Here is a 17,025-nt window from a genome sequence, read left to right on the forward strand (position 1 = left end):
AACACATGAATATCGTCTGTGTAGCGGCCTGCACGGCAGGCATCGCGCATACCTATATTGCGCGCGAGAAACTGATTAAAGGGGCCCACGCGCTGGGCCACATCATCCACGTGGAAACCCAAGGCACCATTGGCACTGAAACTGCGCTGACGCAGGAGGACATTGCCGCCGCCGATGTGGTGATCCTCGCTGTTGACGTGAAGATCAAAGGCGAAGAGCGCTTCCAGGGCAAACCCATTGTGCGAGTGAAAACCGAAGTGGTGATCAAGTCACCGGTGAAATTCCTCGAAAAAGTGGCGGATTCACTGGCGCGCGCCTGAGGAGATCCAGCATGAGTGACAACAAACGTCAGTACGGCCAGGAGATCAAAGGCCACCTGCTTACCGGTATTTCCTGGATGATCCCGCTGATCGTCGCCGCCGGGATCTGTATCGCGCTCGGCCAGGTGATTGGCGGGCCGGATGTCGGCAAACACACCGGCACCCTCGCGTGGATGCTTAATCAAATCGGCGGCTGGGGCATGGGCCTGATCGTACCGCTGATCAGCGCGGCGATCGCCTACTCGATCGCCGATCGTCCTGGCTTTGCGCCCGGTCTGATCGTCGGCTTTATCTGCGGGCAGATCGGTACCGGCTTTATTGGCGGTATCTTCGGTGGCTTCCTCGTCGGTTATACCGTGCTGCTGCTGCGTCACATCATCAAGCTACCCAAATCAATGCAGGGCTTAATGCCGATTATGGTGCTGCCAGTATTGAGCACCATCATTGCCGGGCTGTTAATGATGACCTTTATCGGCCAGCCGATTGTCTGGTTGCAGAAGGCGCTGATTGGGCTGCTTGAATCGATGCAGGGCGGATCGAAGTTTGTTATGGGCGCAATTCTCGGCGCGATGGCCACGTTCGACTTCGGCGGTCCGGTGAATAAAACCATGTCGCTGTTCGCCGACGGCATGCTGGTTGACGGCATTTACGGGCCAGAAGCGGTGAAGTTTGTCGGTTCAATGATCCCGCCGTTCGGTATCACGCTTTCGTATCTGCTGAGCCGCAATAAGTACACCAAAGCGGAAAAAGAGGCGCTAAAAGCCGCCTTCCCGATGGGTATCTGCATGATTACCGAAGGCGTGATTCCGATTGCTGCACGCGACCTGTTCCGCGTGGTCGGGAGCTGTGTGGTGGCCTCCGCCATCGCCGGTGGACTGATTATGGTGTGGGGCGTAGGCGCGCCGGTGCCGCACGGCGGGATGTTTGTGGTGCCGCTGTTTGAGAAGCCGTGGCTGTTCTGTTTGGCGCTCGGCATCGGTACGACCGTCTGCGGCGTGATGCTGTCGGTGCTGAAGAAACCGGTTACCCAGGCGGATGAGGAGTTCGATGACGTGGAAGCCCCCGGCACCCGCGATGAAGACATTAAATTCACTCTGGAATAAGGAGCCACCATGTTTGCCATGATGAATGACCTCATTCAGACCGCAGCTCAGCAGAAATATGCGGTGCTAGCCATTAACTGCTTCAACCTCGAAACCGCGCGTGCCGCCATACAAGCCGCTGAACAGCAGCGCGCGCCCTTGATTCTGAATGTTTATCAGGGCCACAGCGCACATTTTCCTCCCGCCGTTGCGGTGCCGCTGGTCAGGGCGCTGGCCGATGCCGCCAGCGTGCCGGTGGCGCTGGCACTCGATCACGGCAAAGCGTTTCCGCTGATTGGTCAGGCGTTTCGCGCCGGTTTTACCGGACTGATGATTGATGCTTCATCTGAACCGCTGGCAGAAAACATTCGCCAAACCGCCGCCGTAGTGAAAATGGCGCATACCGCTGGCGTGTGCGTGGAAGGCGAGCTCGGTCATATCGCCGATGCGCCAACCTACGAGCTGGCTGATGCCTCAGTGAAGATGACGCAGGTAGCCGATGTGCTGCCGTTTATTGAGCAGACCGATATCGATTTGCTGGCGATCTCGGTCGGTACTGCGCACGGGCTCTATCCGGCGGGCGTGAAGCCGAAGATCGATTTCCAGCGCTTGCAGGAGCTGCAGGCTGTTGCCACGCGACCGCTGGCGTTGCACGGCGGTTCGGGCACGCCAGCCGAGGATATTCGCCGCGTCAGCGAATTTGGCGTAGCCAAGATCAACGTCGGCGCGGCGGTGTTTGATGCCGGAAAAATGGCTGTTGAACAGGCGCTAAAGCATCCGCACGTCGAATTGGCCGATTTGCTGGGCCTTATGGAATCCGCTTGCCGCGAAGTCGTAGTGGAGTATCTGAGCTGGTCAGGATCGGCGGGTAAGGTTTAAGCACGGCGGTCGCCATAAAGCGACCCTACATCGCAGTGTAAATTTCACATTCCTATCCATCATCGGGTCGGCGCACGCGTCGACTCCGGTAAACATCACGCTGAGGAAATATTAACATGTTGATTTCAATGAAAGAGATGTTGGCACCGACTCGTGAACACCGTTATGCCATTGGCGCATTCAACGTGGCGGACAGCTGCTTTATTCGTGCGGTAGTAGAAGAAGCAGAAGCCACCAATACGCCCGCAATTATCTCCATCCATCCCAGCGAATTGGAGTTCGTTACCGATGAGTTCTTTGGCTACGTGCGTGAACGCACGCTGAAAAGCAAAGTGCCGTTCACTCTTCACCTCGATCATGGTGCATCTATCGCTCATGTGATGCGCGCCATCCAGTGTGGGTTCACTTCGGTGATGATCGATGGCTCGCTGCTGCCGTATGAGGAAAACGTGGCGCTGACCAAAGAAGTGGTGAAACTGGCGCATTCAGTGGGCGTTTCGGTAGAAGGCGAACTCGGCACCATCGGCGATACCGGCACTTCGGTGGAGGGCGGCGTGAGTAAAGTGATCTACACCGAACCGGCGCAGGCGGAGGATTTCGTGCAGCGTACCGGCGTGGATACGCTGGCGGTGGCGATTGGTACCGCGCACGGCATCTACCCGAAAAATATGAAGCCTGAGCTGCAGATGCATATCCTGCGAGACATTTCGCAGCGCGTAACCATTCCGCTGGTGCTGCACGGTGGATCGGCGAATCCGGATGCGGAGATCGCTGAAGCAGTGACATTGGGCGTTGGCAAAATCAACATTTCCAGCGACATGAAATTCGCCTATTTCGACAAGCTGCGTGAAATTCTGGCGCGCGAAACCTGGTGGGATCCGAACGTGATTTATCCGGATGCAATTGCGGCGGCGAAGGCAGTCATTCGCTACAAAATGAATCTGTTTGGTGGCTTGGGTAAGGCGAGTTTGTATCGTTAAGTTCCATTTTGGGCGCGCATGGATGCGTGCGTGGATTAGCGGTCGCCATGAATGGCGACCCTACGATCTTCTTATCGGGCAACACCTAACCACTGTTTTGCAATCTGGGCATATTCTCCCGTAGCGGTGCTGAGATGTAGCCACTGATCGACATACAGCTTCCAGCTCATATCATCACGCGGGATCATGTACGCCTTCTCGCCGTACTGCATCGGTTTATCCGGATTGATGGCGCACAGCGTGGGATAATGCTGCTGCTGGAACAGTGCTTCAGACGCATCAGTGATCATCACATCGGCTTTGTTATCTACTAACTGTTGGAAAATCCCTACGTTATCGGCCAGCTGCAGCGTTGCTTGCGGCAGGTGGCTGTGTACGAAGGCTTCATTGGTGCCACCCGCTGGTTCAATTACGCGCACGGTGGCTTTATTGATCTGTTCAACCGTTTGGTATTTCGCTTTGTCAGCGCAGCGCACCAGCGGGATTTTGCCATCCACACCCAGCGGCTGAGCAAACCAGGCGAGCTGCTGGCGCTTGAGCGTGACGGATACGCCGCCCAGCGCGATATCGCACTGCTTCGCCACAAAATCATCGCTCAAGGTTTTCCATGTGGTCGGCACCCACTGTACTTTTGCCCCAAGACTTGCCGCCAGCGACTGCGCCATGCTGATATCCAATCCTTCATACTGGCCATCGCTGCGAAGATAGGTGTAAGGCTTGTAATCGCCGGTGGTACAGACTTTGAGGGTTTTGTTTGCGCGGATTTCATCGAGATGGGATTGCGCCTGAGCAGCGCCAGTCACCAGAAGTAATGCACTTAAGATTGCGGTTTTCATGATCTCTTCTTTTTAATTGACGGTGGTTTGCGTGCGGATTGTTTCATAAGCGACCGGATTATTGCGTTAAACGCAAAAGTGTTGTGATCAATCACGCATTTTTCTCACTCCTGCGCGCGCGTAGAGTGTGCGGCATCAAACAGAAACGGAGTGAATCTACATGAATTTTTTAATTATCGATGGCGGCAAAACCTTCGCCCATTCGAAAGGCGAATTGAACCACACATTAACGGAGGTTGCGGCCAGTCAACTGCGCGACCTGGGCCATCAGGTGCAAGTCACGCTCGCTGATAGCAATTACAACGTGGCAGAAGAAGTGCAGAAGTATCTCGACAGCGATGTGGTGATTTACCAGATGCCGGGCTGGTGGATGGGTGAGCCGTGGACGGTGAAAAAGTACATTGATGATGTGTTCACCGAAGGTCACGGTTCGTTGTATGCCAGCGATGGCCGCACGCGCAGCGATGCTGGCAAAAAATACGGCTCTGGCGGCTTGATTCAGGGCAAGAAATATATGCTGTCACTGACCTGGAACGCACCGCTGGAAGCCTTTAACGATCCTGAGCAATTCTTCGAAGGTGTTGGCGTGGATGGCTTGTATCTGCACTTCCACAAGGCCAATCAATTCCTTGGTATGGAAAGCTTGCCAACCTTTATCTGTAACGATGTGATTAAAATGCCGGATGTGCCACGCGATATTGAACGTTATCGGACTCATCTCAGCCAGATCTTTGCTTAACTGTAAGCACCCAGGGAAAAGAGGAAGCGCTATGTTAACCGTTGTTGCAGAAATTTGTGTCAAGCCAGGCCGACGTCAGGTGGTGCTTGATGCCATCAATCAACTGATTCCTACCGTGCTGGAAGAAGAAGGCTGCCATCAGTATGACGCCCTTGTTGACCATCAAGCGCAGGTGCCGTGGAAACAGAACTCACCGGATTCAATCTTTATGTTGGAACAGTGGGAATCGCTACGTCATTTGGAGCAGCATCAGCAGATGCCGCATATGGATGATCATCGCGCGGCGATCAAAGATGATGTGGTGGATGTGAAGATTTTGGTTCTGGAGCCAGCAAGTTAGATACTGATTATTCATTTGTGGCTGATATTAAACATACCCTGTGAATTGATACCGTAAAATTAAAAGCCCTTGTCGCGAGACAAGGGCTTAATATTAGGGAAAGAAACAAACCATTAGCTATTAATGATGGGTTTCGATGCCTTGTTGTACTAACAGTTCTACATTGTTTGCGTTGTTTTCGTACACATTATACTGAACACCCGCAACCGTTACAGTGCCAGTTGCCTGCTGCCAGGACGCTGTTTCTGCACCTTCTGGCAGAATATCAGCAATATTCAGCACATCACCTTTCTCGCCATTTACCATCAACTGCGCTTTGCCGTTATCGATGAACAAGTTATTTTCACCTTTCGTGACAATGTCATTAATGGACATTGACATTAAATTGGTAACTTCTTCATCAGACAATTCATTGATTGCAAATACCGAGTTGATGCCAGGAATAACTGGCTTAGTTGGTGCGACGGTATCAACTTCGACTTTATAGTTTGTTGACACATTCAGCTGGTTACCTGCAGGATCCTGTAACACAACATGGAAATCGTACCATTTACCATTGTCATTGAGACTGCGGTCTTCTAACACGCCAGTTGTGAATTCCCATTTACCATCGATTACCGTTGTTGAACCTAATAATTCACCCGTGCCGGTGCTACCGTAAATAAACACGGTGTTACCATCTTCACCACCGGTACCACGCATAATTAAGGTGTTATCGTTGGTTGGTTTAGACAAATCAACTTTGCCTTCTGGCAATGGGCCATACTGGCCAGCATCATAATAAACACCGTCGAAGGTACCAGTAACTGGGGCAGTAGTATCAATGGTGAAGTTAATCGGCGTTGTTGCGTTGCCTTTTACACCTGCTGCGCTAACTGGGATTGCAGAAATGGTATGAGCAGCTTCGGACAGGGCAGTCACTGGCGTATAGCTCCACGCACCATTTTTTACTTCAACACGAGCCACTTCCACACCATCGATGATTACAGCAACTTTAGTGCCGTTAACACCTGTACCACTAAATGTTGGCTTAGTATCGTCGGTGGACATGCCATCCAAAATTGGACCTTGAATTACGCCTACATCATCAGTTAATTGAACATTGTTCAGATCTGCTGGCTTCTGCGTATCAACAATGATTTTCACTGGATCTGAAGGCGTAGATTTGTTGCCTGCAGGGTCAGTTACGCCAACAACAATCTGGTATTCGCCATCGGCTAAGTCAGTTGGTGGAGTAATTGACCAATTGCCCGACGCATCAACAACCTGAGTACCAACAAAGACAGGATTGCCTTTATCGTCTTTAACAACAACTTCTACAGTATCGCCCTCATCTACACCACCGCCTTTAAATTCAGGACGTTTATCATCGGTGACTCCGTCTGATCCAACAGGGCCAGTCACATCGCCTTGATCATCAATAACAATGGCAGGAGCGGGCTTGTCTGGTGCAGTGATGTCGATGACAACATCGCGCGGTTGCGAAACAGGGGCCCATTTGTCCGTTGATGGGTCTTTAGCACGGACAGTTAGCTCATGTGCTTTCTCCGACAAAGGTGTGGTAGGAGTGATGCTCCACTTGCCACCAACAACTGTTGCAGAGCCAATCGGAGAAGTTGCACCATCTACATAGAGGTAAACAATATCGCCATCGTTGCCAACGCCACTAACAACAGGCGTGGTGTCATTGGTTACGCCGCCGTCTGGAATCGAAGAAGTAACACCGCTCACGTTGTCTGCAAAGACATCGCCAATTTCTACTGGCTGCATCAACGTGGAATCAATGACTAAATCAAAGACCGGTGTTTTAGGTGAAGCGTTACCGCCTTTACTGATGGCATCTACCTGAATATCATAGTTTCCATCAACAAGTGCAGGAGATGGGGTGAATGACCATTTGCCCAGCTTGCTGACCGTTGTAGTGCCTAAAAGCGTACTACCAGACCAGATACGAACAATCGAACCCAGCTCTGCAGAACCTGAGAACGTGGGAGTTTTATCATCCGTAGCCTTGCCACTTTCTACTGCACCAGTTAAGCGGCCTTCGTCATCATAAACCAGCTCCAACGTAGGCGTAACTGGAGTATTTGTGTCAATTTCCAGTTTGAAGGCATCCGATTTCGGGCTTACACGACCAAAACTGTCGGTATACTCCGCTGAAATAAAGTGAGTACCTTCAGTTAATCCTATTGATGGCGTAAATGACCAAGTGCCGTCAGCGAGGGCAATAGCGGTACCAATCACGACAGCACCACCATCGTATAATGTAACCTTGCTACCTGGCTGTGCGATACCGCTGAAGGTTGGCATGTTGTCATTGGTAAAATCACCAGGTGAGAGGTTGTGCATACCACCGACATCATCCAGCGCGTTCATGATGATCGGCTTCTCAGGAGAGGCGGCATCAATTTGGTAAATAATTTGGGTTGACTCACCCCAGTTGAGTGAGGCATCTAACAGGCGAACCTGCAAAACATGCAAGCCGTCGGTCAGCACTTCTGAACTCCAGGACCATTTGCCATCGGCACGAACATGAGTCGTGTACACATTGTTGTCTAATACGATCTGAACCAGTGAACCCACTTCACCCGCACCAGCTTCAATATCCGTAAGCTTGATGGTGTTCTCTTTCTGCGGAGAAAGGCTTGATCCACCAACGGCTTTATACGGTTCTGGCATGGCCTGAGTTTCAGCCGTATTGGATTGATCATCAAGGCCAACAACTGTAATGGCGTCAGCCACCTTAATTATATACGGGCTTGATGCTGCTCCCGTATTGCCCGTCTCATCAGTGGCTTTCACTGTGATAGTGTGGCTACCTTTAGCCAGCGTAACTTCGCGCTCCCATACGCCCAATTTATTGGCAGTTGCAGTGCCTAAAACCGTCGCACCATCATAAATGGTGACCGTTGAACCGGGTTCAGCAGAACCAGACAGAACCGGCGTTTTATCTGCAATTTCATCGCCTGGAGTCAGATAATGATCGTCACTTCCACTGTTATCTACAATGCGCATAATTTTCGGCGCAGCGGGTGGTTTGGTATCAATGTCCAGCACGAACAAAGATGGGCTGCTACGCGAACCTGCAGGATCGACAGTAACAATTTGCACAACGTGCATACCATCTTCCCAGCCATCAGGCAGTGAGAAATTATATTTCCCGCTAGCTGAAACAGTGGTCGTATAAACAACTTCATTAATAATGATTTCAACCCAGCCACCGACTGCATCAGGAGCAGGCCAATCTTTGAATTCAAATTTAGAATCTTTAGAATGAATAGGTTTTACTGCTGGTAATTCGTTGATTGTAGATGACATTGTAATGCTCCTTAATAAATTGGTAACTTCCAGATCATTCACTGCGAAACATGTCTATATTAAAAGCGTTACGAGAATACGTTACACAGGACATGTCCCAAATCACGTTTGGTAATTACTTTCCCAGTTGTCAATCGAACGTAAAAGGAATGATGTGTTTATGAATTAATCTTCAATACTAATTACAACTCGACGTTCACTTGAAAAACATTGAATTTTCTCTGTCCTGCCGCCATAGCACTGTTTATTAACCTGGCTTTCCCCCATGCTGCGAGACATGACTTTGTTGATTGAAACACCATTATTAACGAGCATTTGTTTAACCGTGTCAGCTCTACGTTGCCCAAGCAATTGGTTGCTCTGCTCATCACCGAGTGGATCAGTATATCCAGTAACAATGATATTTTTCTGCAACATATTTCTGGCACGGATCATTTGAGCAAAATCGACTAAAGCTTTTCGACCCTCTTCCTGGATATCATTAATTCCATACCCTTTGAAACGGAAAAGAAGGTCACTTGAGAAAGAATAATTTTCATATGTCTGTTGGCTACTACCATGACAAACCACGACTGCAGAGGCACGAGATAAAACATGCTTCTGTTTTTTTAACCCCACCATTTCAGCCAAGGCTATTTCTGGTTTAATTACCAGAGGGCGACCGGACGCATCAAGATTAGCTCGCACATAATAAGTTACACCGGCTTTCAACGTATCTCGCCAAGGTTGTAACTCCTTACCTGAATAGTGTGGAGCATCGCCCACATAACTTCCTAACGAGTGTTGTCCGGGTGTAACACAAAAGTCACTAAATCCATTCGGTAACAGCGCAGTTTGAAATTCGCCATCAACATAAATATGAGCAGGCTTAGTGTCCTCGTTCGACGCAGGTCGATAATAAACGATTCTCGCCTGATCTGACGCTGCAACAATTGTATCTCGCCAAACCTCCCCAAACACCTGACTAGCTTGTACATCCAAAGCTGCAGCCATAGGTAGAGCCAATAATGCTGGCAAGACTAATTTTATATTCATTTTCATGGTTAATCCCTGGTATATAATCACTCAATAAAATCAAACTAAAGCATCAATAATCATTTAAATTAACAATGACATTATTAAGCTCATCAATAGCATGATGGTTATCAATGCCTGATGTCACACCATATGATGACTCCAGGGTTAGATTGCCAAGTTCCAACTTCATTTTTACGCCATTATCTAATTCTTCACTTAACAAAATATCATTTTCAACAGCATTTAAAATTTGACCAACATCCAATTCATTAAGGATGTCAAATATTTCATTAATATTTTCTGTCGGTCTTATCGGTGGTTTGATGGGTATTATTGTATCAATCTCAAACTTATAATCTGCAGAGAGCCCTGTAGTCTCTGTTCCATTATAAAATGCGGCTTGAAGGTTATAATTATCATCCTTCAATTCTGGCGTATTGATCGACCACTTACCATCGCCATCGATTGGCGCTGAGAATGAATAGCTATATTTATCGCCTTTGATATAGATAATAACAGTATCCCCGGGATTGCCATGTCCAATAATGTGCAAAGTTGAATCATTTGAATGCCCATCACGAGGGATAGATGTTTCTATTTTAGCCAGGTTATTATCTTTAAAAACATCATCAACATCACCGGAAGGTGGAATGTTAGGATTTGGCGGAGGAAGAACCTCCGAGGAAATAATATCAATAACTACAGGCTGAGATTTATCAGAATTATTACCCGCAGGATCAGTAACAATAATTTCAAACTCGTGCCGCCCTTCTGCAAGCTCTTCCGGGGTGAAACTCCACTTGCCATTTTCAACTATAGCAGAACCAATAATCTCCCCATGATCGATAATGTAAACGATGTCACCATCCTCACCACTTCCTTCTAAGGTTGGTGTTTTATCATCAGTAGAACCACCACCAATAATTTTGTGATCTGCATCATCTTTAATATATTCAATCCCACCGTTATTGGGAGCCGTTGTATCGACATCAACAATAAATGGCGGCGTGGGTAAAGACTTGTTCCCTACTGCATCGATAACAATGGCGCTGAATTTATGTTCGCCTTCTGATAATTTAGGTGTTATGAAAGACCAGTTTCCGTCTTTATCTGTTTTAACTGTACCGATTAATTTTCCATTATCCCAAATTTCGACGGTTGAATCTTTCTCCGCTGTACCAGAAATTTTTGGAGTTTCATCATTTGTTGATCCGCCGTTTTTAATAGGTAGTTCTGGATTTATTTCATTATTTACCACCGCGCCAATACTTCCCGCCGCTGGCGCAGTGAGATCTACGGTAAATTTCCACGGATCGCTAGGCTTACTGGCATTACCTTTAGGATCTTTTTCAATGCTGATTAATGAGTGATCACCTGCGCCAATAGACTTACCTGGTGTGAAGGTCCATTCACCTTTATCATTAACTTTAGCATCGCCCAATTTGGTGCTGCCGTCCCAAATTTCGATGGTGTTACCCGGCGTACCTTTACCATTTAAGGTTGGTTTTGCATCGTCGGTGCGACCACCATTGGCAATTGGACCGGTAATACTTCCAACATCATCAATCATTCCGCTGATCTGCGGTTGATGCGCATTACCTGCCTCGCCCCCGCCTTCACCACCACCTTCACCACCGCCTTCACCGCCACTATTTTTAACAGTAGAAGTAGATCCTTTGTCACCTTGGTTTTTTCCGACTAAATAGCCTAATCCAGCGGCTGCTGCGAGTGCGGCGATACCGCCAAGAGCCAATAATGCTGGAGACCAATCAAATCCTTCGGCGAGCGTTAAGCCCGTTAAATCCTGCTCACTTTCTTCTCCCAGAGCAAGAGAAGCGATTTCACCATCCTGCAATTGCTCAGCATCATGCTCACTGTCACCATCAGTGGAGACAAAAGGATGCATACTGCCATCTTCTGCTTTGCCAATTAATTCGCCTGGTTTGTCATAAAACTCTTCAATAATGAGATCGGGATTGAACTCATCAGAACCTTCTAAAATAACATGCAGGTTTTTCCCAACACGTTTAACTGTAATGTTTTCTGGTGCGACACCATTCTCACCTTCTGCCAGAACGTATTTACCTTCTGCAACTGCTGTAATTTTTACTGGCTTACCTGATTTGGAAGCTGAAAGCGCTTCCGCTTTAGTGATTTTTTTATTGGCAATCACCGCCACATTCACTGGTGAAATACTCATTTTTTTATCCTTCGTCAGAAACACTAGGCGCGAGAAATCATTTCTGGCGCTCAACTTCCTTGAATCCCAAACAGCCTGATTCAAACTGCGCACATCCTGGCTAAAAAAAAAAAAATGACACATAAGACATGTCTCGATACCCATTTTTTTCTAACAAGGGAATGAAAGAGTTAAAAAAACCATTCGACCGAGGCAACTCTATGTTTTTAAATGAAAAAGAAAAAACATGAATCTCAATTAATGGTTAATCTAATTAGAGTTCTTTTTGAGAAGCGTCTGTTGTTACAGATGATTAAGAATGGAAAAAACAAGACAAGAGATGGCTGTATTACAGCACCCGCCTGGTAGGGACGAACTTAACAAGAGTTCAAGACTCGTCTTGACGCTACTGAAACGCTAACTGACTTAAATTATGCCCTTTGCCAGCGACCGGACAGTAGAATGAATTATAAATCCCGCCTCAATAACGATACTCGTCAGCAAAAGGCCGTTACTCAGTTATTGCAACAAGGCAAGAAAGAAGAGGCTTGGCGAAAAATTAAGGCACGCTTGACTCTCGTGCCTTATGACAGCTGGTTTCTACATGAAGCGGCACGTCTGGCGCGACATAGTAACGATCTGGAACTGGCGCAGCATTACTATACTCGTGCATTGAAACTGGCACCTAATGATGCTGGGTTGCTAAATGGTCTTGGCTTAACCCACTATGATGCTGGTCGTTTTACCGATGCCGAGACATGTTATCAATCGGCGATGCATGCCCATTCTCGTTACGCAGCCTGCCACAACAATTACGCTATTTTGTTACACAAACAGCAACGTTATAAAGAAGCTCTTTTTCAATATCGACTGGCATTACAAATTCAACCCGATTACATCGAAGCGCGCTACAGCATGAGCACTGTGCTGGCACACATGGGTCAACTATCTGAAGCTGAAAGCCTTATGCAGCAAGTGTTGCGTGAGCGCCAAAACGATCATCGCTGCCGCAATGCACTTGGGATTGTGCAACTACAACAAGGTAACTTTGCAGAAGGCTGGTGCAATTATCAGTCACGTTATGTGGCAGATAATCCTGAACGCTTCTTTACGCTGCCGGCCATGCCGATGCGCTACTGGCAAGGTGAAGATCTTAGCGGAAAAACGCTTTTGGTCCGCACCGAGCAAGGGATGGGCGATGAAATTCAGTTTTGTCGTTTCCTCTCGCGCATAAAAACGGAAAAACAGGCTGCGCAAATTATTATGTTAGGAACGCCAGCACTTAAGTCGTTGATGACAACACTGGCACATTTAGACGGCTATTTGACGCGTGAAGATAAGCAATCAGCACTGCCACATGCTGATTATTGGTGCTCGCTTTTGGATTTACCCCAACATTTTCTAACATCCGATCAACCATTTTGTATCCAGCCCTCTTATCTAAGCAGCTCAACTGAGCATCAGGCGCTCTGGCCGCTCACAGGCGGGAGCAAGAAAATCGGTATCGTGTGGAAAGGCTCAAGCGAGCATAGAAACGATAGCCAGCGTTCACTAGCACATCTTTCTCAGCTCGCTCCTTTATTCGATCTACCTGATACGCAGTGGTTTAGCCTGCAAAAAGGGGCGGGTGAAAATGAAGTGATGGGTTTCCCGCAGGTGCAGCCGCTGGGCGCGCAATTCGCGAATTATCAGGATACCGCAGCGGTGATTGCGCAACTAGATTTAGTGATTGGTGTGGATACATCCGTAATTCATCTTGCCGGTGCGCTAGGCGTGCCCTGCTGGGTGATGTTGCCCGCGTGGGCACGGGATTGGCGCTGGCTGGAAGGACGTGAAGATTCACCCTGGTATCCACAGATGCGCCTGTTTGCACGTGGGCAGGAAGAAGGGTGGGATGCGGTGATTGCACGCATTAAGCAGGCATTGCAGCAATAAAAAAAGGACGCCGTAGCGTCCCTTTTTTTAGACTTCGAGGTCGGCGAGATCGCCTTTCTCTTGCAGCCAGTTTCGACGATCTTCCGAGCGCTTCTTCGCCAGCAGCATATCCATCACGCGCAGCGTTTGATCGACATCCTCGTCACTAACGGTGAGCTGCACCAGGCGACGCGTATTTGGATCGAGCGTGGTCTCGCGCAACTGCAGCGGGTTCATTTCACCCAACCCTTTAAAGCGCTGCACGTTCGGCTTCCCTTTCTTACGCTTCAGTTGCTCCAGCACGCCTTCTTTCTCGTCTTCATCCAGCGCGTAATAGACCTCTTTACCGAGATCGATGCGATACAACGGCGGCATCGCAACATACACGTGGCCGTGCTGCACCAGCGAACGGAAATGCTTCACAAATAGCGCGCATAGCAAGGTGGCAATGTGCAGCCCATCGGAGTCTGCATCCGCCAGAATACAGATTTTGCCGTAACGCAGCTGGCTAAGATCTTCGCTATCGGGATCGATACCGATGGCTACCGAAATATCATGCACTTCCTGCGAGGCCAACACTTCATCGGAAGAGACTTCCCAGGTATTCAGGATTTTACCTTTCAGTGGCATGATCGCCTGATAATCGCGATCGCGCGCCTGCTTGGCGGATCCGCCTGCAGAATCCCCCTCGACGAGGAACAATTCGGTTCGATTTAAATCCTGTGCGGTGCAGTCTGCCAACTTGCCTGGCAGCGCCGGTCCGCTGGTGAGCTTTTTACGCACCACTTTCTTCGCGGCACGCATACGGCGCTGCGCGCTGGAAATTGCCAGCTCGGCCAGCATTTCAGCGGCCTGCACGTTTTGGTTCAGCCACAGGCTAAAAGCATCTTTCACCACTGCCGATACGAATGCCGCACATTGACGTGACGACAGGCGCTCTTTGGTTTGACCGGCAAACTGCGGATCCTGCATTTTCACCGATAGCACGTACGCACAGCGATCCCAGATATCTTCGGCTGAGAGCTTCACGCCGCGCGGCAGAATGTTGCGGTATTCGCAGAACTCACGCATGGCATCCAGCAATCCCTGACGCAAGCCGTTGACGTGCGTGCCGCCCTGCATGGTTGGGATGAGGTTAACGTAGCTTTCCGTCAGCAGTTCACCGCCTTCCGGTAGCCACAGCAGCGCCCAATCTACCGCTTCCACATCACCAGCAAAACTGCCAACGAACGGTTTTTCTGGCAGCGTTGGCAAGCCGTCAATCGCTTCACACAGGTAATCGGTCAGGCCATCCTGATACATCCAGGTTTGTTCGGTGTCGTTGACCTTGTCTTTAAAGACAATCTCAACGCCCGGACACAATACGGCTTTGGCTTTTAACAAATGCGATAAGCGGGAAACCGAGAAACGCGGGCTATCAAAGAAGCTTTCATCTGGCCAGAAGTGCACGCTGGTGCCGGTGTTGCGTTTACCGACGGTGCCGATAACCGTAAGATCCTGCACTTTATCGCCATTTTCAAAAGCAATCTGATAGATCTCACCATTTCGACGCACGGTAACTTCCACGCGCTTCGACAAGGCGTTAACCACAGAGATGCCTACGCCGTGCAAGCCGCCTGAAAATTGATAGTTTTTGTTGGAGAATTTGCCGCCCGCATGCAGCCGACAGAGAATCAGCTCAACCGCAGGCACGCCCTCTTCCGGATGGATATCTACCGGCATGCCACGACCGTCATCAATGACTTCCAGCGACTGATCGGCATGAAGAATCACTTCCACGCGTTTGGCGTGACCGGCCAGCGCCTCATCGACGCTGTTATCGATCACTTCCTGGCCCAGATGGTTCGGGCGCGTGGTGTCGGTGTACATCCCCGGACGACGACGCACGGGTTCAAGGCCGGTCAGGACCTCAATGGCATCGGCATTATAGCTTGATTGGCTCATCGTAAATGTCTGATTAGCAATAGGAAAATGGCCCCACCTCACAACATCACTGAGTGTTTAATCCCAGAAAATCAACGATTTGTGCGAAATGGCGTTCGAATCCGATATAGGCATGATTGCCGCCCTCTTCAACCGTCTGGCGGCATGCGCTGTAATACTCCAGCGCCTGGCGATAGTCGAGAATTTCATCGCCGGTTTGTTGCAACAGCCAGAGTAAATCGGGCGCTTCAAGAGGGTCAATCTGCATTACTTTCAGATCGTAAATGTGGCGAGACTCTAACACATATTGCTGACCGGTGTAGGGATTACGGTTTTCACCGAGGTAATCCACCAGCAGCTCAAACGGCCGTACGGCGGGATTAACCACCACCGCTGGCAACATAAAGCACTGCGACAGCCAGGTCGCAAAATAGCCGCCGAGCGACGATCCCACCAATCCCAGCGGTTCACCGGCATATTGCATCACCAGATCTTCCAGCATGCTGGCGGCTTCTGCCGGGAACGTCGGTAATTGCGGCACCATAACATTGATGTATGGATGCTGCTCGTTGAGCCATTGCTGCAGCTGTGTGGCTTTCGCCGATTGTGGAGAGCTGTTGAATCCGTGCAGATAGATCAGCGCCGCCATTGCCTAATAGCCCTCGGAGTCAAGATCGGGGCGGAACATGTCACTTTGCAGGCGGTTCACTTCGGTTTCCAGCGTGCCATCGGGCTGCAAGGTAAACCAGCGCCAGCCTGGAGCAAGCGTATCAATGGTGAAGTTGGTGCAATGCGGTTTGAACTGAACGCAGGTCGATGGCGAAGCCAACACGCGGCGGCCATGCCAGTCAAGATCGAGTTCCTGATGAATGTGGCCACAGACCAAATTGCGCGCGCGCGGGAAGTGTTGCAGTACCGCTTCCAACTGATGTGGATTGCGCAAGCTGTGCTGATCTAACCAGGTACAACCGGAAGCCAGCGGATGATGATGCAGCAACACCAAGGTATGACGTTCAGGATACTTACGTAGCGCGGTGTCCAGCCACTCCAGCTGATATTCACTCAACATACCGTGCGGTACACCAAATACCTGGCTATCCAGCAACACTAACTGCCAGTGATCGCCTAACAGAACATGCTTATCTGACTTGATGCCAGCATCAGCCAACGTATTTACCATTGCCGGCTGAAAATCGTGATTACCCGGCAGCCAGACGCACGGCTTCGGCAGACGATTAATCCCTGCTACAAAGTGTTGGTAAGCTTCGACGGTATGATCCTGAGCGAGATCGCCAGTGGCAATAATCAGATCATACTGGCGCTGTTGTACCTCAATCGCATCCAGCACCGCATTAAAACTTGACCAGGTGTTTACCCCGAGCAGCGATTGATGTTTTCCGGCAAAAAGATGGGTATCTGTGATTTGTAGAATCCTGATATCAGACCCATCTTGCGCAGGAAGAGTTAGCAGGCTATCCAAAGCGTTTCCTTAATCTCC

Annotated in this window: 14 protein-coding genes; 7 read left to right on the plus strand and 7 right to left on the minus strand. The window is 49.4% G+C overall.

The window, feature by feature from the left end:
- Window positions 1-5: 5 nt before the first annotated feature.
- From AC6I8K_RS16045 to AC6I8K_RS16060, 4 genes are all read left to right on the plus strand, one after another.
- A complete protein-coding gene (locus AC6I8K_RS16045) occupies window positions 6-320 on the plus strand; it encodes a PTS fructose transporter subunit IIB (protein ID WP_061720481.1) in 315 nt (104 codons plus the stop codon).
- A gap of 11 nt (window positions 321-331) precedes the next feature.
- The gene (locus AC6I8K_RS16050; RefSeq protein ID WP_483816198.1) at window positions 332-1,423 is read left to right on the plus strand and encodes a PTS fructose transporter subunit IIC; all 1,092 of its coding nucleotides are present in this window, start codon (window positions 332-334) and stop codon (window positions 1,421-1,423) included.
- Window positions 1,424-1,432: 9 nt separating this feature from the next.
- Entirely contained in the window at window positions 1,433-2,281 is an 849-nt protein-coding gene (locus tag AC6I8K_RS16055) for a class II fructose-bisphosphate aldolase (RefSeq protein ID WP_483816199.1), read from the plus strand.
- A 116-nt stretch (window positions 2,282-2,397) separates the two neighbouring features.
- A complete protein-coding gene (locus AC6I8K_RS16060) occupies window positions 2,398-3,261 on the plus strand; it encodes a ketose-bisphosphate aldolase (RefSeq protein WP_483816200.1) in 864 nt (287 codons plus the stop codon).
- Window positions 3,262-3,332: 71 nt separating this feature from the next.
- Here the strand turns inward: AC6I8K_RS16060 and AC6I8K_RS16065 are convergent, their stop codons facing one another.
- Entirely contained in the window at window positions 3,333-4,097 is a 765-nt protein-coding gene (locus tag AC6I8K_RS16065; protein ID WP_483816201.1) for a transporter substrate-binding domain-containing protein, read from the minus strand.
- A gap of 160 nt (window positions 4,098-4,257) precedes the next feature.
- Here AC6I8K_RS16065 and AC6I8K_RS16070 point away from each other — a divergent pair, with 160 nt between their 5' ends.
- Both AC6I8K_RS16070 and AC6I8K_RS16075 read left to right on the plus strand, forming a co-directional pair.
- Window positions 4,258-4,836, plus strand: coding sequence for an NAD(P)H-dependent oxidoreductase (locus tag AC6I8K_RS16070; protein WP_064738489.1), 579 nt, complete (start codon window positions 4,258-4,260; stop codon window positions 4,834-4,836).
- Window positions 4,837-4,867: 31 nt separating this feature from the next.
- Complete coding sequence (locus AC6I8K_RS16075; protein ID WP_483816202.1) at window positions 4,868-5,176, plus strand: putative quinol monooxygenase; 309 nt, start codon at window positions 4,868-4,870, stop codon at window positions 5,174-5,176.
- A gap of 120 nt (window positions 5,177-5,296) precedes the next feature.
- Here AC6I8K_RS16075 and AC6I8K_RS16080 read toward each other — a convergent pair whose 3' ends face one another.
- From AC6I8K_RS16080 to AC6I8K_RS16090, 3 genes are all read right to left on the minus strand, one after another.
- Entirely contained in the window at window positions 5,297-8,536 is a 3,240-nt protein-coding gene (locus AC6I8K_RS16080; protein ID WP_497827063.1) for an Ig-like domain-containing protein, read from the minus strand.
- 123 nt (window positions 8,537-8,659) lie between these two features.
- Complete coding sequence (locus tag AC6I8K_RS16085) at window positions 8,660-9,535, minus strand: OmpA family protein (RefSeq protein ID WP_497827064.1); 876 nt, start codon at window positions 9,533-9,535, stop codon at window positions 8,660-8,662.
- 46 nt (window positions 9,536-9,581) lie between these two features.
- On the minus strand, window positions 9,582-11,711 hold the full coding sequence (locus AC6I8K_RS16090; protein ID WP_497827065.1) for an Ig-like domain-containing protein: 2,130 nt from the start codon (window positions 11,709-11,711) through the stop codon (window positions 9,582-9,584).
- A gap of 441 nt (window positions 11,712-12,152) precedes the next feature.
- Between AC6I8K_RS16090 and AC6I8K_RS16095 the strand changes: the two genes are divergently transcribed.
- Window positions 12,153-13,625, plus strand: a complete 1,473-nt coding sequence (locus AC6I8K_RS16095) for a tetratricopeptide repeat protein (protein WP_497827066.1) — start codon at window positions 12,153-12,155, stop codon at window positions 13,623-13,625.
- 27 nt (window positions 13,626-13,652) lie between these two features.
- Here AC6I8K_RS16095 and parE read toward each other — a convergent pair whose 3' ends face one another.
- The 3 genes from parE to cpdA are packed head-to-tail and all read right to left on the minus strand — an operon-like array spanning window position 13,653 to window position 17,007.
- On the minus strand, window positions 13,653-15,548 hold the full coding sequence (parE, locus tag AC6I8K_RS16100) for a DNA topoisomerase IV subunit B (RefSeq protein WP_064738483.1): 1,896 nt from the start codon (window positions 15,546-15,548) through the stop codon (window positions 13,653-13,655).
- A 46-nt stretch (window positions 15,549-15,594) separates the two neighbouring features.
- Window positions 15,595-16,176, minus strand: coding sequence for an esterase YqiA (gene yqiA, locus AC6I8K_RS16105; RefSeq protein WP_497827067.1), 582 nt, complete (start codon window positions 16,174-16,176; stop codon window positions 15,595-15,597).
- 3 nt (window positions 16,177-16,179) lie between these two features.
- Window positions 16,180-17,007, minus strand: coding sequence for a 3',5'-cyclic-AMP phosphodiesterase (cpdA, locus tag AC6I8K_RS16110; protein ID WP_497827068.1), 828 nt, complete (start codon window positions 17,005-17,007; stop codon window positions 16,180-16,182).
- Window positions 17,008-17,025: the final 18 nt, after the last annotated feature.

The sequence above is a fragment of the Pantoea sp. X-Soil-ISGK-421 genome, assembly GCF_059730785.1.